The sequence below is a fragment of the Enterococcus sp. AZ126 genome, from assembly GCF_051714545.1.
GTDB lineage: Bacteria > Bacillota > Bacilli > Lactobacillales > Enterococcaceae > Enterococcus_L.
Genome location: NZ_JBIOSB010000001.1, coordinates 1629645 through 1653560, shown reverse-complemented (window position 1 = coordinate 1653560; position 23916 = coordinate 1629645). Strand labels below are relative to the sequence as shown.

At 35.8% G+C, this 23916-nt stretch carries 15 protein-coding genes; 8 read left to right on the top strand and 7 right to left on the bottom strand.

The features are described 5' to 3' along the window. Positions 1–130 precede the first annotated feature (130 nt). The 3 genes from celB to IGI43_RS07930 all read right to left on the bottom strand — a co-directional run bounded on the left by celB (position 131) and on the right by IGI43_RS07930 (position 3056). On the bottom strand, positions 131–1399 hold the full coding sequence (celB, locus tag IGI43_RS07940; protein ID WP_438757272.1) for a PTS cellobiose transporter subunit IIC: 1269 nt from the start codon (positions 1397–1399) through the stop codon (positions 131–133). Positions 1400–1634: 235 nt separating this feature from the next. After that, the gene (locus IGI43_RS07935) at positions 1635–2450 is read right to left on the bottom strand and encodes a TPM domain-containing protein (RefSeq protein ID WP_438757271.1); all 816 of its coding nucleotides are present in this window, start codon (positions 2448–2450) and stop codon (positions 1635–1637) included. 6 nt (positions 2451–2456) lie between these two features. Then, a complete protein-coding gene (locus IGI43_RS07930) occupies positions 2457–3056 on the bottom strand; it encodes a LemA family protein (protein WP_438757270.1) in 600 nt (199 codons plus the stop codon). A 386-nt stretch (positions 3057–3442) separates the two neighbouring features. On the opposite strand from IGI43_RS07930, the gene IGI43_RS07925 reads away from it, so the two are divergent. From IGI43_RS07925 to IGI43_RS07910, 4 genes are all read left to right on the top strand, one after another. Then, a complete protein-coding gene (locus tag IGI43_RS07925; protein ID WP_438757269.1) occupies positions 3443–4330 on the top strand; it encodes an SDR family oxidoreductase in 888 nt (295 codons plus the stop codon). 876 nt (positions 4331–5206) lie between these two features. Continuing rightward, a complete protein-coding gene (locus tag IGI43_RS07920; RefSeq protein ID WP_438757268.1) occupies positions 5207–9739 on the top strand; it encodes a Cna B-type domain-containing protein in 4533 nt (1510 codons plus the stop codon). Positions 9740–9954: 215 nt separating this feature from the next. Then, a complete protein-coding gene (locus IGI43_RS07915) occupies positions 9955–10707 on the top strand; it encodes a threonine/serine ThrE exporter family protein (RefSeq protein WP_438757267.1) in 753 nt (250 codons plus the stop codon). Positions 10708–10724: 17 nt separating this feature from the next. Next, positions 10725–11201 carry a threonine/serine exporter family protein gene (locus IGI43_RS07910; RefSeq protein WP_438757266.1) on the top strand — a complete coding sequence of 159 codons (477 nt, stop codon included), beginning with the start codon at positions 10725–10727 and terminating at the stop codon, positions 11199–11201. A 359-nt stretch (positions 11202–11560) separates the two neighbouring features. On the opposite strand, the gene IGI43_RS07905 is transcribed toward IGI43_RS07910, so the two are convergent. From IGI43_RS07905 to IGI43_RS07890, 4 genes are all read right to left on the bottom strand, one after another. Next, entirely contained in the window at positions 11561–12991 is a 1431-nt protein-coding gene (locus IGI43_RS07905) for a 6-phospho-beta-glucosidase (RefSeq protein ID WP_438757265.1), read from the bottom strand. Positions 12992–13145: 154 nt separating this feature from the next. Then, complete coding sequence (locus tag IGI43_RS07900) at positions 13146–14477, bottom strand: PTS sugar transporter subunit IIC (protein WP_438757264.1); 1332 nt, start codon at positions 14475–14477, stop codon at positions 13146–13148. A gap of 241 nt (positions 14478–14718) precedes the next feature. Beyond that, a complete protein-coding gene (locus IGI43_RS07895) occupies positions 14719–15138 on the bottom strand; it encodes a hypothetical protein (protein ID WP_438757263.1) in 420 nt (139 codons plus the stop codon). Positions 15139–15290: 152 nt separating this feature from the next. Then, the gene (locus IGI43_RS07890) at positions 15291–16067 is read right to left on the bottom strand and encodes a MurR/RpiR family transcriptional regulator (protein ID WP_438757262.1); all 777 of its coding nucleotides are present in this window, start codon (positions 16065–16067) and stop codon (positions 15291–15293) included. 189 nt (positions 16068–16256) lie between these two features. Here IGI43_RS07890 and IGI43_RS07885 point away from each other — a divergent pair, with 189 nt between their 5' ends. From IGI43_RS07885 to IGI43_RS07870, 4 genes are all read left to right on the top strand, one after another. Beyond that, on the top strand, positions 16257–18029 hold the full coding sequence (locus IGI43_RS07885; protein ID WP_438757261.1) for an oleate hydratase: 1773 nt from the start codon (positions 16257–16259) through the stop codon (positions 18027–18029). A 56-nt stretch (positions 18030–18085) separates the two neighbouring features. Next, on the top strand, positions 18086–19858 hold the full coding sequence (locus tag IGI43_RS07880; protein ID WP_438757260.1) for an oleate hydratase: 1773 nt from the start codon (positions 18086–18088) through the stop codon (positions 19856–19858). Positions 19859–20212: 354 nt separating this feature from the next. Next, positions 20213–20746 (top strand): dihydrofolate reductase family protein, encoded by a 534-nt coding sequence (locus IGI43_RS07875; protein ID WP_438757259.1) that lies wholly within the window; start codon positions 20213–20215, stop codon positions 20744–20746. Positions 20747–21187: 441 nt separating this feature from the next. Then, positions 21188–23848: an HAD-IC family P-type ATPase gene (locus IGI43_RS07870; RefSeq protein WP_438757258.1), complete on the top strand. Its 2661-nt coding sequence runs from the start codon at positions 21188–21190 to the stop codon at positions 23846–23848. Positions 23849–23916 lie beyond the last annotated feature (68 nt).

Genomic DNA, 23916 nt, shown 5'->3' with positions numbered 1-23916 from the left:
ATCGTTACAACCTCCTCTCCTGTATTGTAACTGATTATGAATGTATAGACAATTAAGAGTTTGAGACAAAAACATAAGTTCCAAAGGAGGTACTTTTGCTCTCGATGTTTATTAGAAAAAGAAAGTGCAATTAAATCGCACTTTCTTTTTCTTTATCTAATAGACGCAGGAATGGATACCAAAGTAGACCAACAATCAATAGATCCACAAGTTGTAATATACCACCTAAGATGGAATTTGTAGCCAACATGCCGCTAAAGAAAATTGGAACAGTCCAAGGAACTGATACACCAGTTGGAGGTGGCACAATACCTGCGGCCATTACAAGATAATTAAGCACCGTAACGATCAGTGGCGCGACTACCCACGGAATTAGGATGGTCGCATTTAAAACGATCGGCAAACCAAAAATCACGGGTTCATTTACGTTAAAAATTCCTGGTGCTAAACTTAAACGGCCAATATCACGGTATTGTTTTTTCTTCATGATGAACGCCATGATCAAAATAACCGCTAAGGTCATACCAGAACCGCCTAGTCCGACAGTAAAAGTTTCCATAAATGGTTTTGTAATAATATGTGGTAATTTTTCCCCAGCTTTATACGCATCCAGATTCTCTAACATTAATGTATTCCAAATAGGATCCATCACGGAATTAACGATAATTTGACCATGTAATCCGAAGAACCATAGAAACTGAACAAAGAATAGAGCAATCAACGTGGCTGGTAAACTACTACCTAAACCAACTAGTGGTTTTTGAATCAATTCATAAATAACATCATGAAGGTTGGTGTTAAATAAACCGGTTACAATCGCGTTGATAAATAGGAAAACAGATAACGTTAAAATAGCAGGAATCAATGCTGCAAATGATTTAGCAACTGCAGGCGGTACACCATCTGGCATTTTGATTTGCCAGCCTTTTTTGGTTACTCTACAATAAATTTCACCAGCAAGAAAGGCTGCGATCATACCAATGAACATACCTTTAGCACCTAAACGATCTAAAGATAATACGCCAGATACTTCTGTACCATCTTCAAGGGTCATCATAAAAGGAGTTAATAGGAGAAAACTAGCAAATGAAACAGCGCCGCCGAAAATCCCTTCAACATCATATGATTTAGACAAATAATAGCCAATACCAAACGTAACGAAGACGGCCATGATGCTCATTGTAGCATTTTGACCGTTACCAAATAATGAGGATAATGTTCCTTTTGTCGCATCGCTGAAAAAAGGCAAGTTATTGATAACAACAATGATCGATCCGAACATTGTTAATGGAAAAGACAACATAAATGCATCTCTCAGAACAGAGAGATATCGATTTTGTCCAAGTTTATTTGCAAGCGGCATGATCTTTTCCCCAAGAGAATCCATAAAACCATTCATACTAATCAGTCCTTTATAGTCTATTTGTAATCGATTACAAAAACAATATACCATTATATTTATTAAATGTCTATACTTTTGTTTTTAATGATCGTGTATAATTGGAATGGAATAAAAAAATAGGCTAAGACATAACTCTACGAGTCATATCCTAGCCTTAAAAGATCCGAATAAATAGTAGGAGCAGAAGCAACTTTTTTTGATTTATTTAAATAAAATAGGCGTATTTAAAAGTCTAAATACTGGCGCCGCCACCTCCGGAAGAACCTCCGCCTCCTGAGAAGCCACCACCACCGCCGAAGCTGCCGCCTCCGCTTGAAGAGCCACCGCCAAAACCTCCGCCGCCCCAATACCAAGGACCACTTCCACGTCCTCCGCGACCACCACGCCCTCCTCTAGAAAGTAGAAAAGGTATGAGAATCAAAAGGAGGAAAAATATACTAAAAAATCCTTCTCCATCAGAACTATCCTCTGATGCAACTTGATCTATTTCGTCATCTGACAAGGTATTTTTATCAGCAGGGTAGTCATAATGTTTGTCGATCAGGGTAGTTACTGCGTGAAATGTATATTGCAAACCTTTGTTGATAGAAGCGTCATTAGTTGATTTCAACTCATCCTTGGCGTGTTGTAGAATATTTCCAGCAACGCTATCAGTGATGACATCTTCTAGACCATAACCGACTTCAATTCGAACATTTCGTTCGCCACCGTTTACTGCATAAAGTATCAAAACCCCATTATCTTCTTTTGGATTTCCGATTTTCCATTTCTGAAAAAGGTCAGGCGCATAACTATCGATACTGTCACCGTTAGTTGAATCGATCACAGCTAAAACAACTTGAGGTGCTTCTGATTTTTGTTTATAACTCTCTCCTTTTCGATCAACTAAATTTTTAGTTGTTTCATCAAGGATTCCTGGTTGATCTAGATAGAAGCGATCAGGTGAGTTAGGCAATGATTCAGCAAATGCTGGTGCTTGAAAACTTATAAAAAAGGTGACAAGGAAAAATAATAAGCTAGGTAATAAACCTCGTCTAAAAAATTTCATCGTTCATCACTTCCCACTAGAGGTACTAGTAGAATTATCAAAATTCACAGAAGGAACAGTGCTGGCTGTTGGATCAGCTTTAAAGTAATCCTTCTTACCTAGACCCATCATATTTGCAAAGATATTTTTAGGGAATGAAACGACTTGTTCATTGTATTCTTTTACAACTTCATTGTAACGTTTGCGTTCAACTGAAATCCGATTCTCCGTTCCTTCTAATTGAGTCATTAAAGTTTGGACATTGTCATTTGATTTTAATTCTGGGTAATTTTCATTGATGACATTGATTAATGTACCTACAGATTGATCTAATTCTTGGCTGGCTTTGATTTTATCTGAATCATTGTTAGCCGAACCATATGCTTCACGGGCTTTAGCGATATCACCAAAGACTTTTTGTTCTTGTTGCATGCTACCTTTGACACTGTTGACTAGGTTAGGCACGAGATCTGCTCTACGTTGCATCACATTTTCAACTTGACTCCATTGCGATTCAACAGATTGCTCTTTTTTTGCCAATCCATTGTATTGGCTGATTCCAAAAACGCCGATTAAAACAACGACGATCAAAGCGATCAAGCCAATTTTAGTTTTACTGTTTTTCATAATCTTTTCCTCCTAAAATTTAAAAGCTGAACGAGCTTGTTTGATCTCAACAAAAAATGTAGGAATAAATTTATGCTGCTTTTTGTTGTACGCAAATTTTATTTTTTCCGAGAGACAAGCGTATGAAGCTAGCTCATTCAACCTGATGTAATGTTATTGTAATCCTTCTGTAATATTTTAGCATCCATCTTAAGACCTATTTTTTATGATTAAATCGATTTATCGTGATTAATTATAGAGTGTTTTGATAAATAATCCAAAGAAACTGATTTTCTTTTTCTCCTCACCAAACAGATGATTTGTCACGGTTTATATTTTGTATTAGGGTAAGGGAATAAAATGATGAGTCATTTTTTATTGATAGTAACTACAAGGGAGGAATCAATATGACAGAAAAAGTTGAAAATCCGTTGACAAAGTTTCACAACGGTAAGTTTGAAAAACAATCGCAAGAAGCACCAGCACTGCAACAAAAAATGACACCAGTACCCGATTGTGGAGAATCTTCCTATAAAGGATCCGGCAAACTTGAAGGGCGCAAAGCTTTGATCACAGGCGGTGATTCAGGGATCGGTCGTGCAGCAGCGATTGCTTATGCTAGAGAAGGAGCGGATGTGGCAATTAATTACTTGCCTTTTGAAGAAGCCGATGCGAAAGAAGTTAAGGCGTTGATTGAAGCAGAAGGGCGTAAAGCTGTTTTATTACCCGGAGATTTAAAAGAGGAACCATTTACACGAAAACTTATTCATGACGCGGCTAAAGCATTAGGCGGCTTAGATATTTTAGTTCTAAATGCGGGAATGCAGCAAGCCGTGGAGAATATTAAAGAGTTATCTACGCAACAAATTGTAGATACTTATACGACAAATATTATATCAATGTACTGGGCAGTACAAGAAGCATTAGACTACTTACCAAAAGGTGGTAGTATTGTTACAACGACGTCTATTCAAAGTGCAGAGCCAAGTGCAAATTTATTAGATTATGCAGCGACAAAGGGCGCAATTACATCATTCAGTAAAGGATTATCAGCACAATTAGCGCCTTCAGGTATTCGTGTGAATACTGTTGCTCCAGGTCCAATTTGGACGGCGTTACAAATTTGCGGCGGACAACCAGCCGATAAAATACCGGAGTTTGGGCAACAAGAATCGATTGGACGAGCTGGACAACCGGCCGAATTAGCCGCTGTTTATGTATTTTTGGCTTCAAATGAGGCTAGTTATGTTACTGGGCAAGTTTATTCGATCACGGGAGGCAGTTTCTTTGCTTAACTATTAAGAAAATGAAATAAATAAGTTCTTGATCAGTGGATATTATCAGAGGATAGAGCGATACCAATTGCGATTTCTCAATCTAAAAAGTGGTTAAAGGAAGCAACAAATATTGAAAAAATTGATGTATAAAAGATCCTTATTCCAAAAAGATAGCGTAACACAAGAGAGAAAAAATCAATAGAACTAGTATTTAGGTAGAAGGAACAAAATAGTTGGAAAGCGAGCAATGGATTGACGTTTATAACTATTTTGTTTTGAAGTCATTTTGATTCAAAATGACTTCAAATTCAACAGTTTTTTTGGTAGCGCTTACTATTCAAAGGAGGTGAAATAGTATGTAGAAAAATAGAAATCAAGATAGTTATTTAAATTTGAGTTTTAAATGAGGAGGTTATTTAGAAAATAATAGTGAACTTTATTGGTATAAATGAGTCGGGTTAGAGTTTAGATAAGATCTAGACTCTTTTTAATTGAATAAATTGGTCTTTGTTTATTTGTAGCAATAAGGTATTGATTTACAAAGTTATTAGAAATAATAAAGAGAATTTTTTTTATTATCTTAACAAAATAAATTCATGGAATATGTGCGTTATATTTTTATTTTATTTTTTAATTGAAATGGAGAATGATGGAGAAGTGTGCTCTTTTTTTGGTGCTTATTCTCTGGATTTACGTTGATAAAATAAAATATACTGTAAAAACCAGGGAATTTAGAAAAATTGGGATTTTTAACTTTGTTTAAAAATATTCGATTTCGATATTACGTTATATTTATTTGTTATTTATTTTTATTTTAAACAGATTGGTTTTGAAAAATCTATCTTTGTTTGTATGATAAAATTATTTTTTAAAAAAATTTTTGGAGGAATGGAAATGATGACTTTAGTAAGAAAAAAAATGAGGTACTTTTGTAATGCGGCATTAACAATTATTCTTTTAGCATCTACCTTAACAAATTTTTTGCCTTTTATAGAGGCAATGGGAGCAGAAAGATATGATGGAGATGAGTATATTACTCAATCCAAACTAACGAAGCAAGATGGTGCACCAATTTATGATGGCGGTACAATGGAAATTGAAGAAGTTTACTACTTAACTTATGATTGGGAGATTCCAGACAATACATTTTATCAAAATGATGTGTTAACGTTTTCTATTCCTGGAGAATTCAAAATTGTGAATCAGTTTAATTTCCCATTATTTGATCTGGATGGAGAAGAAGTTGCTTTGGCAAGTGTATTGGGAAATGATTTAGAAGGGTATTACATTAATATGGAATTTACAACCGATTATTTGGAAACCCATTCATCCATATCTGGATCATTTAAAATGGCCTATAAATTAAATCAAATATATGTCAAAGGAGATGAAACAATTAAATTACCATTACCAGGAGGTGCTATCACGGTTAAGGTTCCGAAATATTCTTCCCCAGGAGGAGGAGGAGCGATTGGTGTAGGAGATTCTCAAAAATTGACTAAATCAGGAAAAGTTATGGATAAAATCAAATATAATCCCCAGACCGATAAATACGATCTTCCTCAAAGAGTTGTTGAATGGGAAGTTAATCTTGGTATAGGAAGGCTAATGGATGCTATAGGTGAGAATAATGTTGATCAAGTTGATCGTATAGTAATAGAAGATTCACCGAAGGATCAGCAGATTGTCTCAATGACGATGTATAATGAAAACTGGTCAGCTGATGATTGGGGATGGGAGAAGGCTTTCTTTAAAACGATTGCTTTTGATTATAAAACAATCAAAGAAAATACTGTTGAATTAAGGATGGATCCTACAAATACGTATTACAGTTCATTTAGCTACAATATATGGCCCTATATTCAACAAGAACTTGATTATGCGATACAAAATGATTCGGTATTAGATGAAGTAGCCATCGATTATGATACTGAACCATTGGAGTTATTAACAGAAAATACCCAACTACACAATGAAGCGACCGTAAAAATTTACTACAAAGATGGATCAGAAGGTGAGAAATGGTCCTTAAGTGAATCGGTTGATTGGAACGTAGCAGAAGGTGAGATTAATGGAAAAGTTTCGGATGTTTCTTTTAAAAAAATCGATGGTGATACAGGTGAAAAGCTTTCAGGAGCTACATTTGATCTGTACAAAAAAGGGCTTGACGGAATATATACATTAAAAAAAGCAAATATAATCTCTGATGCTAATGGATTAGTTACGGTGAACAAGGTAACAACAGGGGACTATTATTTTGCAGAAACAAAGTCTCCAGAAGGATACCAAGCTCCTGAAAATCCTAAAGTAATAGAATTTAAAATTGAAACCAAAGATTTAGGCGGTTCAAAAAATAGTAAAGAGCTTGGCGAAGTAAAAAACTTTCAAGAGAACGCTAAAATTAATATTTCTGTTGAGAAAAAATGGGATGATGGAAAGAACCAAGATGGCATTCGTCCTAAAAATATCGATGTTCAATTATACGGAAACGATCAACCAGTAGGGAATCCTGAGACATTAGATGAAAACAACAATTGGCAATATACATGGATTGAACTTAACGAAAAAGAGAATGGAACCATTATTCGATATGAAGTAAGAGAAATTTCAAAAGTCCCTGGCTACGAAGTAGAAATAAATGGAAATGGTACTAACTCAGTGGTTATTACAAATAAACATATACCAGAAGTAATAGAGATAAAAGGTAAAAAAACTTGGAATGATAATAACGATAAGCAAGGGAATCGTCCTAATGAGATTGTTGTCGAACTATATGCAAACAACCAATTAGTCGATACACAAAAAACAACGGCTCAAAAAAATTGGACTTACGAATTTACGAATGTACCAAAAAATGAAAATGGAAAGGGAATCGACTATACAGTTAAAGAACAAGCTGTCTCCGATTATCAACCTGAATATGATGGTTACGCTATTACAAATAATTATCAGCCTGAATTAACAGAATTTTCTGTTAAAAAGGCGTGGGATGATAAAGAGAATCAAGATGGAATTCGACCTAAAGGGATTCAAGTGCAATTAAAAGGAAATGGAAAATCCATAGGTGACCCAGTCACTTTAAATGAAGAGAACGATTGGAGCCATACTTGGGAAGGCTTAGAAAAACGTGAAAATGGACAAAAAATTAACTACACGGTAGAAGAAGTAAGTGATCTTGGGAAATACACTGTAGAGATGACAAAAGCTGGCGATTACGAAGTTGTTTTGACCAATCATTACACGCCAGAGATAACAGAAGTTCGAGGGCAGAAAATTTGGGATGACAATCAAGATGAAAAGGGAAATCGACCAAACAAAATTATAATAGAATTATATGAGGATGGGAAGCTTCTTGATAAGCAAGAGACGAATGCATTGAAAAATTGGTCATATGTCTTTACCAACCTACCCAAAAATAACCAAGGAAAATTGATTCATTTTGAAGTGAAAGAGCAAGACGTTGAGGATTATGAAGTGTCTTATTCAGGGTTTGATATGACAAATAAATATAATCCAGTGCCTGCCAACGTCAGCGTACAAAAGAAATGGAACGATAAAGACGACCAAGATGGGATTCGTCCTGATGAGATCCAAGTACAATTAAAGGGCAATGGAAAAACAATCGGTGATCCAGTCACTTTAAATGAAAAGAACGAGTGGAATCATACTTGGGAAGGCTTAGAAAAACGTGAAAATGGACAAAAAATCAACTACACGGTAGAAGAAGTCAGCGATACTGGAAAATACGAGGTTGAAGTAACAAAGGAAAATGAGTACCAAATTACCTTGACCAATAACTATAAACCAGAAGAAACGGAAATTCGAGGGAATAAAATTTGGAAAGACAATGACGACCAGGATGGGATGCGCCCGGCAGAAATTAAAGTACATCTGATAGCCAATGACAGACCAGAGCCTGTAGCGACCAAGACTGTTAAGCCAGATAAAAACGGCGATTGGACATATGGATTTACAGGTTTACCTAAAAAAGAAAAAGGGAAAGATATTGTTTATTCAATAAAAGAAGAAGCAGTTCCAGACTATCAGTTTTCTGCAGAAGAACCAAAAAATGATAATGAGTTAAATATCGTCAATACGCATAACATTCGAAAAACATTCATTAATGTTACGAAAGAGTGGCGAGATAATGAGGATCAGGATGGTTTGAGACCACGATTAATTTATGTCCAGCTCTTAGCAGACGGTGAAAAAGTGGGTGAACCAGTTGAATTAAGTGATGCAAATCAATGGAGATACGCATGGAAAGACTTGGGTGAACGAAAAGCTGGAAAAGTGATTGACTATTCTGTAGAGGAAATTACAATAGACACGGCATATAAATCTTCAATAGAGAAAAAAGATGATCAATCATTTATGATCGTAAATACGCATGTACCAGAAGAAACAGAGATTCATGGAATCAAAATCTGGGACGATAATGACGATGTAGAAGGACAAAGACCAGACCAGATCATGGTGCGTTTAGATGCTGATGGACATGAAGTCGCTAAAAAAACTGTGACAAAAGAGGACAATTGGGCATATAGCTTTACGAACTTACCTAAAAATAATAAAGGACGAGAAATCAACTATACGGTCCGTGAAGATGCTGTTCAAGATTATACGCCAGAAGTAGATGGAACGAATATTGTAAATAAATATACACCTGGTGTGACGGATATATCGGTTATGAAAAAATGGATAGATGGTAATAATCAAGATGGTATACGACCAAAAAAAATCTTGGTTCAACTTCAAGCTGATGGAGTTCATACTGGGAAGCCGGTTACACTGAGTGAACAAAATAATTGGACCCATAAATGGGAAGGACTAGTTGCAAGAGCTTATGGGAAAGACATTCAATATACTGTTGTAGAGATAGATGTCCCAGAAAACTATCACGTAGAAATTGATGATACGAACAAAGAGGAAATCATCATTTCTAATATCCATGTTCCCGAAACAATCAAAATTTCTGGAAATAAATACTGGGTAGATGACCAGAATAAGCATAATGAAAGACCAGATTCTATTACTGTAAATTTAATGGCGAATGGTGAAAAGATTGCGTCGAAAGAGGTTACAAAAAATGACAATTGGCAGTATGAATTTTCTGATTTACCAAAATATGAAAACGGAAAAGAAATTGTCTATACTGTGAACGAAAATGATGTGCCGAATTATACATCAAAAATCGAAGGATTTGATATTACCAACACGTATACGCCAAAAGATAAGATACCAGAAACACCTTCAGATAATGGACCATCAAGGCATGGAACACCTTTGGTTGGTGGGACTGTGAAGGGGAGAACACTTCCTCGTACTGGGAGTAAAACAACTCAATTTTCTAATATACTTGGGGTGATTTTAATCATTATGATGCTAACCTTTGCTGGTTGGTTTACACTATGTAAAAATAGTTAGAAGGTTTTAAAGGTAGAAAAACTGTGTAATTAGCTTATTTTAAATGCGCTTGGGACGTAAGTCCCAAGCTCTATTTTATCTAAGAATAATAAGTAGTAATGGGTAAAAAATAAGCTAGCTCTGTTCAATTTTGGTAAATTAGCGTAAAATTCATTTTATAATATTGATTCAGTTGATTTTCGCTTTATCTATTATCAAGGAAGGTGTTTTTAGTTATGGATGAAAAAGAAAAATTTGAATTGATTTTTGATATAGGAAAAGCAATGCTTGAAAATGGAACAGAAGTTTCGCGCATCGAATCCACTATCGATCATCTTGCCAATTCACTAGAGTTAGAGGGTTTTAATGGATTTGTGTCTATTGATAGAATTTTTTTGACCTGTTCTACTTTAAATAAACCCGATAATGCTCGAGTGAGTTATGTTCCTATATCGCCTATTTCTTTAGGGAAAATTGATCGTCTGAATACTTTATCTAGAAATCTTTCAGAAAAAATTATTACACCTTATGATGCAAAACAACAATTGGAAGAAATTAAAGTCGAGCGTTTTTCCTCTACAGTACAGAAATTTTTTGCTTATATTATAGGCAGTGCTGGTTTTTGTTATATATTGGGTGGAACGCTACTAGATGCATTGAGTGCGTTACTTTTAGGGGCTGTTATGGGAGCTTATACTCTTTTTGTGCTAGATAAAATAAAATTTTCTCATATCCTAAAAAATGTGACCAGTAGCTTTCTTGTTAGTTTGACGGCATGTTTAGTGGTGAAAGTTTTTCCTCATTTAAATTTAGTGAGCTTAATCTCAGGTGGTATTATCTCTCTTTTACCTGGTGTCGCTATTTCTAACGGGATACGCTATCTTTTCGATGGGAATTATAGTTCTGGATGGAGTCAAATATTGAACTCTCTCATCACTGCATTATGTGTTTCGATTGGTGTTGGAATTGCTTTAAAATTATTTAGTTAGGTAAGGAGGAGTGGGCATTGATTATATCTAAAATACTATTGGAATTATTTTTTAGTTTTTTAGGAACGTTATCATTTGCAATTCTATTTGACGTACCTAAGAAGTACTATCTAACGTGTGGAACGATTGGAGCCACAGGTTGGATTATCTACTATATAATTGATACATATACAGGACAGAATATACTCGCTACGTTTGTTTCATCTTTAATCCTGATTTGTTTATCTAGAGAAGCTGCATATAGTAAAAAAGCACCGGTCACTGTCTTTTTGATTTGTGGTATTTTTTGCTTAGTTCCAGGTGTGGGCTTATACAATTTCACGTATGAATTTTTCGTATCCAATACATCCAATTTGAGTAAATCAATGATTTATGTTGTAAAAGTTGCGATTGCTATTTCATTGGGAATCAGTGTAGGCTATGAACTACCCGCAGTCTTTTTTGGAGGCTATCGAGCGCAGAAAAAGAAACGTGGTGGTCTTTCCAGTGAATAACGCTGTAAAAAATAGTGGTGCAAAAGCATAGAATCTAGTAACGCAGATTAGTCAAACCAATGATGAGAGTTATTTCTGATTATTGACTCACTTGATTATCTAGAAATTATTTAGCTGTTTTTACTTCACTATCTTACTCAAACTTTTTTCAGTATTAACCATTAATGATCTAAAATATCTTGATAAGTGATTGTTTTTGATTCCTGTGATTTATCTATGTCTACATGCTTATACTTTAAATTTACTTTGAATCCCAACCAGATAGATGAACAAAAAACGATCATACCTGTAATTAAAAGAAAAGGTAAACTAAATTGTAGAAACACAATTTAGTTTACCTATTTTAATATCAAAACCTCTTACAATTCTTCACCATTACTCTTAATCACTTGCTGGTACCAATCAAATGACTTCTTCTTAGACCGTTCCAACGACCCTTGTCCTTCATTATCCTTATCCACATAGATAAAACCATACCGTTTCTTCATCTCACCAGTCCCCGCAGAAACCAAATCAATAAAGCCCCAAGGTGTATACCCGATCAACGGAATCCCATCAAACTCAACCGCTTCTTTCATCATGTCAATATGGGCTTTCAAATAATCGATCCGATATTGGTCATTGATCGTACCGTCTGGTTCAAGTTCATCGATCGCACCAAAGCCATTTTCCACAATAAACAACGGCAATTCATAACGCTCATTAAACCAGTTCATCGCATAACGCAAGCCCAACGGATCGATTTGCCAACCCCAGTCCGAAGCGTCTACATACGGATTCTTGACTAAATCTTTTGACTCATCATAATCAAAAGCAGGCCCTTTGTCATGATCTTTTATGGCAAACGACATATAGTAACTAAAACCGATATAATCCACACAACCATGCGTTAAATCAGTCAAATCCTGTTCCGTAATATCTAAATCAAACCCTTTACGAGCCAAATAGTTTTCCATAAAACTTGGATAATGACCGCGAACATGGACATCGGTAAACCAATACCGTTTTTGCATCGCACTGACAGACATCATCATATCTTTAGGATCACAAGAATACGGATAAATTGGACACATCGCAATCATACAACCAATTTGAAAAGCAGGATTGATTTCATGTCCGATTTTAACCGCTTGGGCACTGGCAACTAATTCATAGTGAGCCGCTTGATACATGATCTTCTCACGATCTTCCCCTTCTTGGTACTTGATACCAGAGTTGGTAAATGGGGCAAAGTCTTCTGCATAATTCGCTTGATTATTGATTTCATTGAAGGTCATCCAATAAGTGACCTTATCTTTATAACGTTCAAAACAAACACGGGCAAATTTTGCAAAGAAATCGATCATTTTACGATTGCGCCAGCCGCCGTATTCAGTGACTAGATAGTAAGGCATTTCAAAATGAGATAAAGTGATTACAGGTTCGATCCCATATTTTAAACATTCATCGAACAAATCATCATAAAACTGTAATCCTTCTTCATTTGGTTCTGCTTCATCGCCATTCGGGAAAATTCGAGTCCAGGCAATGGAGGTCCGGAAACAATTCAAGCCAAGATCAGCAAACAATTTTACATCTTCTTTATAATGATGATAAAAATCGATGGCTTCGTGATTCGGGTAATTTTCACCTGGTAACACACCATCCGTGATCCTTCTAGGAACACCATGGGCACCTACAGTCATAACGTCAGCAACGCTAACTCCTTTACCACCTTGATCCCAACCGCCTTCTAATTGATGAGCCGCCACAGCGCCGCCCCATAGGAAATTTTCTCTTAAAATTGACATATAATCTTCTCCTTACAACAGTTACTATTTTTTTGGGAATAGAGAATTCTTTGGTTAAATACAACTAAATGCTTAACTATCCCATCACAGCTAGGAGGAATTATTTGAACGGATCAGCTGTGTAGGGATGTTTAAGTCATTTTAAAACGAATTTTTAAGCCTCAGCTTCGATTTTTTCTAATACTTCTTCTGTAACAGGTTGATTTGTTTCTTGTGCATAGTTGATGGCATCCATTTTTCTAGCGAAAGGAAGGTAAATAAAGAATCCTAATGTTAAAACAAATACTTGGAGTAACGCTGCTTGCCAACCGCCAACTAATAATCCAGAGATGATCGGAGGTGTTGTCCAAGGTACTTGAACCGCTGTAAATAAAGGAACTAAGCCAGTATATAAAGCAAAGTAAGTAATGACCGAAGAGACAACAGGCGTCAAGATAAATGGAATCGCCATGATCGGGTTCATTACGATCGGAGTAGCAAAGGTAATTGGTTCATTGATATTGAACACTGCAGGTCCAATTGATAGACGACCCAATTGCTTGAATTGTGCTGATCTTGCAAAGAACACCATATAAACTACTAATCCAAGCGTCATACCAGCCCCTGTTACGGTTAAAAATTGATCTAAGAATTGCTGCGTAACGATGTGACCGCCGTTTGCTACGGTTAGCTGTTTACCAGAATTGATAATGTCTGTATTTTCTAAAGAGTTCGCTTGTAAAATCGGTCCCATGATCCCACCGACGATCGTTGAACCGTGAACGCCGAAGAACCAGAATAAAGGAACTAAGAAACCAAGTACTAATGCACCGCCTAAAGAATCAGTCACACCTTGAAGTGGAGATTGTAAGACGTCGTAAATGAAGTCAAAGAATGTTGTTTTAAAGACTTTATCAAAGAAAATATAAACAAACATTGCGCCAGTGATCAAAGCCGCAGCTGGAATCAAGGCAGTAAATGAGTTTGCTACGTTTTCAGGAACTGCTTCAGGTAATTTGATCCGAATATCATGACGTAAAAACCAGCTGTAAACCCAACCGACGATCAATCCAACGATAATCGCTGTGATCATTCCTTTGCCCGCTGTCCAGTCTTTGTTGATGATGTTGCCAATCGTGATCCCGCTGTCTACATCTGTGACTTCAGGCGACATGAATAAAATAAAGACAACAAGAGAAATCATTCCAGCAGGTAACCCTTCAAAGCCTTCTGTCTTTACATATGAGTAGGCGATCCCAATAACGGCAAAGACTGACATGATGGCAAAAGATGCACCGTAAGCCTGATTAAAATAGATAACTAAACCACTATCGGTGATCCATTTAGCAACTGATTCGATTGGTAGGTTGGCTAATAATAAGAAAATCGATCCGACAATTGTAAATGGCATAGTATATAACATACCATTTCTTAAAGCTGTAATTGCTTTAGTATTAACGAATTTTAAAACGGGTGGTAGAACTTTTTCATTGATCCATTCATTCATTCTAAACCTCTCCTTTGTTTAACTAAAGTAATAGAAAATAATTGCGTAGCGTCGTATTTCAATAAAGCGGCCGTTTTTATTTGAATAAATTGAATACGTTTGCATATTTACTATAAAGCAGATGTAAACGTTTTAAAATGGTTTTGGTACACTCAGAAACATGTACCGAGTAAAAAAACAAATCAATCAAATATACGCTCTAAAAATAAATTAAAAAACAATTTATTTTTAGGGCGTATGTTTATTTACGAATAGCGGGTATTTTTAATGTAATTTTTTTATGCTCAAAATCGAGTAGTTGAATAATGGTTGTTCCGCAGATACTATAGTCCTTGGATTGATAAAGCTCACCGTAACTTGCAGCGATAAACTGATCGATATCCGCCAACGTCTCCCAAGCTCCTATGAAAATAGTATAATCACCAGCGTCTACTGTAAAGGTGCGACTTCCTTCACGATCTTCAACAAGATATCTGTAAGTACCATTCCGCTCATCAGGATCATTGATGATGATTGCGCGAATATTTTTTTTATCATTAGGCAAAAGTTCTAATTTTTGATTATTCACTTCAGCAAAATCTTCAGGTGTTTTAGGAATAGCAAATTTGTATAGTTTTCCAGTAATTACTTCGTTTTCTAAAAATTCGATACTAAAAGACATGAAACCTCACACTCCTTCTTTATAATAGTCTAGATATCGGTTCATTCCTCAATGATATTTCGTTTTTAACACACAGCAGACTTTCTGTAAAAACCATAGCAACTCTTTCATTTTTTGTCAAAACTTCGATCGTTTGATCAGCTTTAACTAATTTAGTCAGGTATGTCCTTTTGTTGTTCAGCTGTTTTAGAAAATTCTTTACTGGCTTGATGAGCAAGTAGTTCTATGAGCGCGATAACTGGAATTTGCGTGGTGATATTAATAGACGGATCAGTATAGATCGATCGTTCATCAGGCATATAATAAGAAATGTTGTAATCAGCTAAACGAGCGATCGTTGAATGTTCATCATTGGTGATACTTAGAATTTTAGCACCCGATCGTCTAAAATCTGTCACTTGTTTGATTAACTCAGATGTTTCTCCAGAAACGGATAAAATGAGAGCTAATGTATTTTCAAATCCTCTTTGGGGGATGGGCGTAAATGGATCACTGATGCTATAAGTATTGATACCCATATTTGCAAAATAGCGACTACCATAAGTCCCTAAAATTCCACTTGTTCCGATACCGGAAAAAACAATATGGCGTGCGGATATGATCATTGTGATCGCAGGTTTCAATGTTTCATAGTAAGTTTGCTGATTCAGGCGTTTTAAAAAAGAATCAACATGAACTGTTGCAGCATAATACTGTTCAAATGACTGATGCTTATCTTGCTCTTCTTTTTTTAAAGCATATTTCAATTCTGAAAAACCATCGAATCCCATTTTTGAACAAAAACGTAAAATGGTGGAGGTAGAAACATGACAATTTACAGAAAGTTGGCGAATCGTCAACTTTGGAATAGTGTCCATATTTTCTAAGATATAGTGATAAACAAGCATTTCCAGCTCATTTAGTGATTGGACTTTTTCTAAATCAAACAAAAAGATCCCTCCTTGGTAGCTCAAACTCAGATGTATTCAATTTATATTGTACAGGAAAGAGATTCTTTTCGCTTATATTTCAATTTATGACAGTTTAAATTTTGGTTGTCGCATCATGCGACAGAAAACGCATATTTCTGCTGTTTAATTTTGTTAAAATAAATTTATCAAAGAAAGGGAGGCAATACTATGTACAGAAGTAATGGAAATTATGAAGCTTTTGCTAAACCTAAAAAACCAAAAAAAGCGGATGAAGTCTCAGCTTATTTGATCGGATCAGGATTAGCATCACTATCTGCAGCAGCATTTTTAATTAGAGATGGTCAAGTAAAAGGTGAAAAAATCCACATCTTGGAAGAACTACCAATTACGGGAGGTTCATTAGACGGCGTCTACAAGCAAGAATATGGCTTTGTTACAAGAGGCGGCCGAGAAATGGAAAGTCATTTTGAATGTTTATGGGACTTATACCGTTCAATTCCATCATTAGAGATCGAAGACGCATCTGTTTTAGATGAATTTTACTGGTTAAATAAAGAAGATCCAAATTCATCTCACTGCAGACTGATCCATAACCAAGGAGAACGTTTTCCGACTGATGGGGAACTAACACTAAGTGAAACGGCAACGAAAGAAATTCTTGCACTTTGTTTAATGAAAGAAGATCAATTACAAGATAAAAAAATTACCGATGTCTTTACAAACGAATTTTTTGAGTCGAATTTTTGGACGTATTGGTGCACGATGTTTGCCTTTGAAACTTGGCACTCAGCAATGGAGATGCGTAGATATTTGATGCGATTCATTCATCATATCGATGCGTTGGCAGATTTTTCTTCTTTAAAATTTACTAAGTACAATCAATATGAATCCCTTGTCTTGCCACTGCTTACTTATTTGAAAGATAACGGAGTGCATTTCCAATACGATACAAAAGTAGAAAATGTCATCATTGACACAAAAAACAATGAAAAAGTAGCGCAACGCATCCTTGTAACATGTGAAGGAAAAGAACAAACGATTGAATTAAGTGAAAATGATTTAGTCTTTGTAACGAATGGTTCTATTACAGAAAGTTCGACGTATGGTAATAATGATACACCAGCGTCTCCAACACATGAGCTAGGAGGAAGTTGGACGCTATGGAAGAGACTTGCACAACAAGATCCAGCCTTTGGTCATCCAGAGAAATTCTGTGAAAACTTACCTTCAGAAAGCTGGTTTGTTTCGGCGACAATTACAACCCTAGATGAAAAAATTGCTCCTTATATTGAAAAAATCAGTAAAAGAGATCCCTATGCAGGCAAAGTAGTGACAGGCGGGATCGTTCATGCGGAGGATTCAAATTGGAAAATGAGTTATACATTAAACAGACAGCCTCATTTCAAGAGTCAGCCAAAAGATCAGTTAGTCGTTTGGGTTTATGCATTGCTATCTGACAAACCAGGAGATTATATTAAAAAGTCAATTACAGAATGTACAGGAAATGAAATTGCACAAGAATGGTTATACCAAATGGGTGTACCAGTAAACGAAATTGCGGATTTAGCAATTAATTCTTGTAATACAGTTCCTTGTTATATGCCATATATTACATCGTACTTTATGCCTAGAGCAAATGGTGACCGTCCATTGGTGATTCCAGAAGGATCTAAAAATTTAGCCTTTATTGGTAACTTTGCTGAAACTGAAAGAGATACTGTTTTTACAACAGAATATTCAGTCAGAACTGCGATGGAAGCTGTTTATACATTGTTAGAGGTTGATCGAGGTGTTCCAGAAGTATTTGCGTCATCTTATGATATCAGAATGCTCTTAAAAGCTTCTTACTACTTAAATGACAAAAAAGGAATCAAAGAGCTAAAAGTACCATTACTAGCTGGATTGATCGAAAAGCACGAACTGAAAAAAATAGAGGGTACATTCATAGAAGAATTACTACAAGAGTCAGAATTACTATAAATTAACAAGAGTTTATATAGAAAAATAGGATAGATAGCTCGAGGAGGGCGTTAAATATGTATCATTCTAATGGGAATTATCAAGCATTTGCACATCCTAAAAAACCAGAAGGTGTTGAAGGAAAATCAGCGTATTTAGTTGGATCTGGTTTAGCATCGCTAGCAGCTGCTGTCTTTTTGATTCGTGACGGACAAATGCCTGGTGAAAATATTCATATCTTAGAAGAGTTATCGTTACCTGGAGGAAGTCTTGACGCTGCAGTACAACCAGAAAATGGATTTGTGATGCGCGGTGGCCGAGAAATGGAAGAACATTTTGAAACATTGTGGGATTTATTCCGCTCTATTCCATCTTTAGATACTGAAAATGCTACAGTTTTAGATGAATTTTTCTGGATAGCGAAAGAAGATCCAAGTTTTTCTCATGCTCGTGTGATTGAAAACAAAGGAACGAGAATGGCTACAGATGGACAACTTACTTTATCGAAAAAAGACATCAAAGAGGTTTTAGCATTAGTCTTAATGACTGAAGAAGAGTTAAATGATAAAAAAATTAACGAGGTATTCAGTCCAGAATTTTTTGAATCAAACTTTTGGTTATACTGGGCATCAATGTTTGCTTTTGAACCATGGGCTTCAGCGATGGAAATGCGTCGCTATCTATTAAGATTTGTGCATCATGTAGGAGCATTAGCGGACATGTCATCGTTAAGATTTACTAAATATAATCAATATGAATCGTTAGTAAAACCATTGATTCACTATCTACAAGAACATAATGTTCAATTTCAATACAATACTGTCGTCACAAATGTGGTTGTAAAAAAAGAAGAAGATAAAAAAATAGCTACTTTATTAGAGTTAGTTGTTGATGGCGTTGAACAAAATTTTTATTTGACTGAAGATGATTTAGTTTTTGTAACGAATGGCTCTATTACAGAAAGTACTACGTACGGAAGTAATCTAGCTCCAGCTAATCCTAAGCATGAATTAGGCGCTTCGTGGGCATTATGGAAAGCTTTGGCTGAACAAGACACGGATTTTGGTAGACCAGAAAAATTCTGTGAGAACATTCCAGAAGCAAACTGGGTGATTTCAGGAACCATTACGCTTACAGATGATCGTGTCTTACCATATATTGAAAATATAAGTAAGAAAAATCCTCATAGTGGATCAATTGTAACAAGTGGACCTGTCACAATTAAAGATTCCAGCTGGTTTTATGGTTATTCGATTAGTCGACAACCTGTTTTCAAAGCACAAAAACCAAATGAAACCATCGTTTGGGTATATGGTCTTTTCTCAGACAAAAAAGGTGATTTTGTGAAGAAAAACATTACGGAATGTTCAGGAATCGAATTGTGCGAAGAATGGCTTTACCACATTGGTGTTCCAACCGATGAAATTCATGATATTGCGGCAAATGCTGCGAATACAGTACCAAGCCATATGCCATATATCACATCTTACTTTATGCCAAGAGCTGTGGGTGACCGTCCATTGGTCGTACCAAAAGGATCACAAAATTTGGCCTTTATTGGTAATTTTGCAGAAACGGATCGCGATACTGTTTTTACTACAGAATATTCGGTTAGAACGGCGATGGAAGCTGTTTATACATTGTTAAATATTGACCGTGGTGTTCCAGAAGTGTTTGCATCCTCTTTCGATGCACGGACTGTTTTAGAAACACTTTACTATCTGAATGATCAAAAAGGATTGGCTGAAATGGACATGCCTTTAGTAGATCGAATTGTTGAAAAAGAAGCGTTGAAGAAAATTAGAGGAAGCTATATTGAAGAATTATTAAAAGATGCGAATTTAATTTAAAAAAACGATTTTTACAAATGAGTAAGAAAAAAGAATGAGCACTCATTACTGTTGATACATGATTGCTCGTATCTTCCCCAAAACTGTAATAAACTCATTATTATTTTCTTGCTACTTGAAAGAGGCTAAGGTATACCTCTACGCGTTATATCCTAGCTTTAAGGAATCCGAATAAACGGTTTGAGCAACATCATTAGGACATAAAAGTATCGCTAACTGAGCAAATTCTTGCCATTTTAGCGATACTTTTTTTAGTGAACAGTTTAGTTGACTAGAAAAATAAAACTAGTACAATAAACAGTTCAGAGTATTAAAAGGATATGGAACTGTGTAAACAACTTAGGAGGAGATTTTATGAGTAGAGAAGTTATCTTATATATAGCAGCAAGTATTGATGGGTATATCGCAGAAGCGGATGGTAGCATCGACTTTTTAGGTGGCGGTATTGAAGCCGTGGAAGAAGATACTAGTTATCAAGAATTGATGAAAAAAATCGATACAGTCGTGATGGGACGAACGACATATGATCAAGTGGTGAATGAGTTATCATCAGATCAATATCCTTATGAAGAGCAGTCATCTTATATTATTACGAGCCATCCAGAGGAAAACACTGAAAAACTGATCTTTACAAGTCAAACGCCTGTTGAGTTAATACAAGACTTAAAAGAGCAAAATGGAGAAGCCATTTGGGTCGTTGGTGGAGCTAGTATTATCGCACCATTAGTCGAAGCGAAGTTGATTGATACGTATATTCTTACGACCATACCAACAATTTTAGGTAAGGGAATTCGTCTATTTAATGAATTCGAGGGACCCGTGAATTTAAAATTTAAGCAAGTATATGAAAAAAATGATATGGTATATACAACGTATTCTAACAGGTGAATAACCACTTAGGGAGATTTATACGCCTATTTCTTCATTAGGATTACAGAGGCTGGGACATAACTCTACGAGTTATATCCCAGCCTTTAGGAATCCGAATAAACAGCGAAAAAAGCAACTCCTTAGAAAATAAATAAAAATTTTCGCCCTCACTTAGAGGAATCAAACGATGCGTGAGTCAAAAGAATTAAAATCAATCAAAAGCTTCAACAAATAGAAATAGCCTGATTTGACAAAATGGAAGCGGTTTGATATTCTTTACTTTAACTTGAATGTGGAGGTGGTAATAATGTCAGACGATTCAGACGAGAGCGATTCGACACTGAATTATAATGTTCCCTATTATTTAAAAGAATAACTTTACCTAAGTGCGTTGTCATTCAAAATGATAAGGTGCCTATTTAGCGTATCAAAATTCAATTAAATTGTGAGGAATGTGAAATGTATAAATCAGATTATCTATTGACAGCATCCGAAATCCAAAAAAAATATGGATTAGAGGATTTAGGGCAAGGCTTAAGTAAACAAACGGCAGCCCAACGTTTAAAAGAAAATGGACCGAATAAACTAAAGAGTGAAAGAACACCTAAATGGAAATTACTAATCAGACAATTTAACAACATGATTATTTATATCTTACTTCTGTCAGCCTTGTTGACTTTTTTTATGGGACATTACTCAGACTCTGTGATTATCGGTATTGTAGTGATTATCAATGCTCTGATCGGTTACTACCAAGAGTCTAATGCGTCTGATGCACTAGAAAGAATTAAAGAGCTGCTCTCCTCTGAGACAACTGTTTATAGAGATGGATTAAGAATAGATATACCAACCGAAGAATTAGTTGTAGGAGATGTTGTATTTTTAGAAGCAGGAGATAATATACCAGCTGATTTAAGAATTGTTGATACTGATAATTTAAGAATACAAGAATCTGCTTTAACAGGAGAAGCAGATTCCGTAGAAAAAACTGCCGAACCATTAGTGGATGAAAAAACGCCTTTAGCTGAACGTCTCAATATAGCATTTGCTTCAACCTCTGTAACCAATGGAAGTGGATTAGGTATAGTTATTGCGACTGGAGAAAATACGGAAATTGGTAAAATTTCAAAAGAAGTGAATGAGGTAAAAGAACGAAAAACACCTCTAATGCAAGAGATTGATCGATTGGGTAAGGGAATTACTTATGTGATAATGGGGGCAGCTATTTTTCTATTTATCTTCAGTTTGCTTGTTGAAACATATTCACTATCAGTATTATCATTGGCAGTTGTTACAATGATCGTTGGTTCAATTCCAGAAGGGCTTCCCGCTACAACCTCCGTTGTTTTAGCGATGGGAGTTAGCGATATGGCTAAAAATAAACACACAATCGTGAAGACTTTGCCTGCAGTAGAGACACTTGGATCAGTGGATGTTATAGCTACTGATAAAACAGGAACCTTGACGAAAAATGAAATGACGGTCACAGACATCATAATTGGTGATACAACTTATCAAGTTTCAGGTAACGGGTATGAACCAAAAGGGGATATTATGGAATCAGGTCATCGCTCGGAAATAACACATTTGTTAAAACTGTTTTTAGAAGCAGGATTTGAGGCAAATGATACTGTTTTAACGTGTGATGATGGGATCTGGGGGATCAATGGAGAACCCACCGATGGATCGTTTTTAACTTTATATCACAAAGTATTTCCGATCGAACAACGTCCAGATTACAAAGAACTTGATATGCTCCCTTTTGATTCGGATTATCGTTATATGGCAAAATTAGTAGAAAATAAGCAAAAAGAACGCATCCTTTTCATTAAAGGATCTCCAGACAAATTATTTCCTATGGCACAAGCTGTAGAGAACGACTTTCCGTTAGAGAAGTGGAATCAGCGAGTTAAAGTACTGTCCGAGCAAGGGAAGCGAGTAGTCGCTGTTGGATATAAAAAAGTTTCATCTACTACAGATGAAGTAACGCACGACTTATTGAAGGATGGGATCCAGTTGATCGGCCTAGCCGGAATTATCGACCCGCCTCGTGAAGAAGTTATCGATTCTTTAGCAGACATGAGAAAAGCAGGGATTGATGTGAAAATGATTACAGGAGATCATCCATTGACTGCCAAAACTATAGGTGAACGTTTAGGTTTAGCGCCAGTAATCAATGTTATTACAGGACCAGAGATAGATGAGTTATCATTTGAACAATTAAAAAAAGTAGTCTTAAATCACCAAGTTTTTGCTCGCACAACGCCTACAAATAAATTAGAAATTGTGGAAGCTCTGCAGGCAAATGGAAGAGTAACTGCGATGACCGGTGATGGTGTTAATGATGCGCCTGCGTTAAAAAGAGCAGATATAGGTGTTGCAATGGGAATTAAAGGAACGGATGTCGCAAAAGATTCTGCTGATATGATTTTAACAAACGATAATTTTTCAACAATATCTGTTGCGATTCGGGAAGGACGCCGAATTTACGACAATATCAAAAAAAGTATTTTGTTTCTGTTACCTACATCTTTTGCGGAAGGTTTAATTATTGCCTTTACTATTATGATGCAAAAGGAGATGCCTTTACAACCCACTCAATTACTATGGATTAATATGGTTTCAGCAATTACGATTCAATTTTCGTTTATATTTGAACCTGCTGAAGAGGGGATTATGAGTAGAAAACCACGAAAAACTGGTGGGACTTTGCTAAATCGCCATGATATTATTCAAATGGCCTATGTCTCGATATTAATCGCTTTGATCAGTTTATTGTCATATGATTGGCTAATCAATGAAGGAGCCAATCAGGCCACTGCAAGTACTATGATGGTGAACATCATTGTGATGTGTAAAATCTTCTATTTATTTAACATTCGAACAGCTAAACTAATTTTTTCAAAAGATTTTTTTAGCAATCCAATGGTTTTTAAAATTATTGGAGTAATGCTATTTTTCCAAGTTATTTTAACTTACGTTCCTTTTATGCAAGTCGTTTTTCAAACAGAAGGACTTACAGTTTTAGAATGGGGAATCACTATATTGGCTGGAATATGTGTTTTACTCGTTACGGAGATTGATAAAATGTTTCGGATTCAGAAGAAAAAATCTAAATAAGTGACTAAAATCTAGGGATTATTGGTTTATTAAATAGGATACAAAAAATGAATTTAAGTTACTTATTC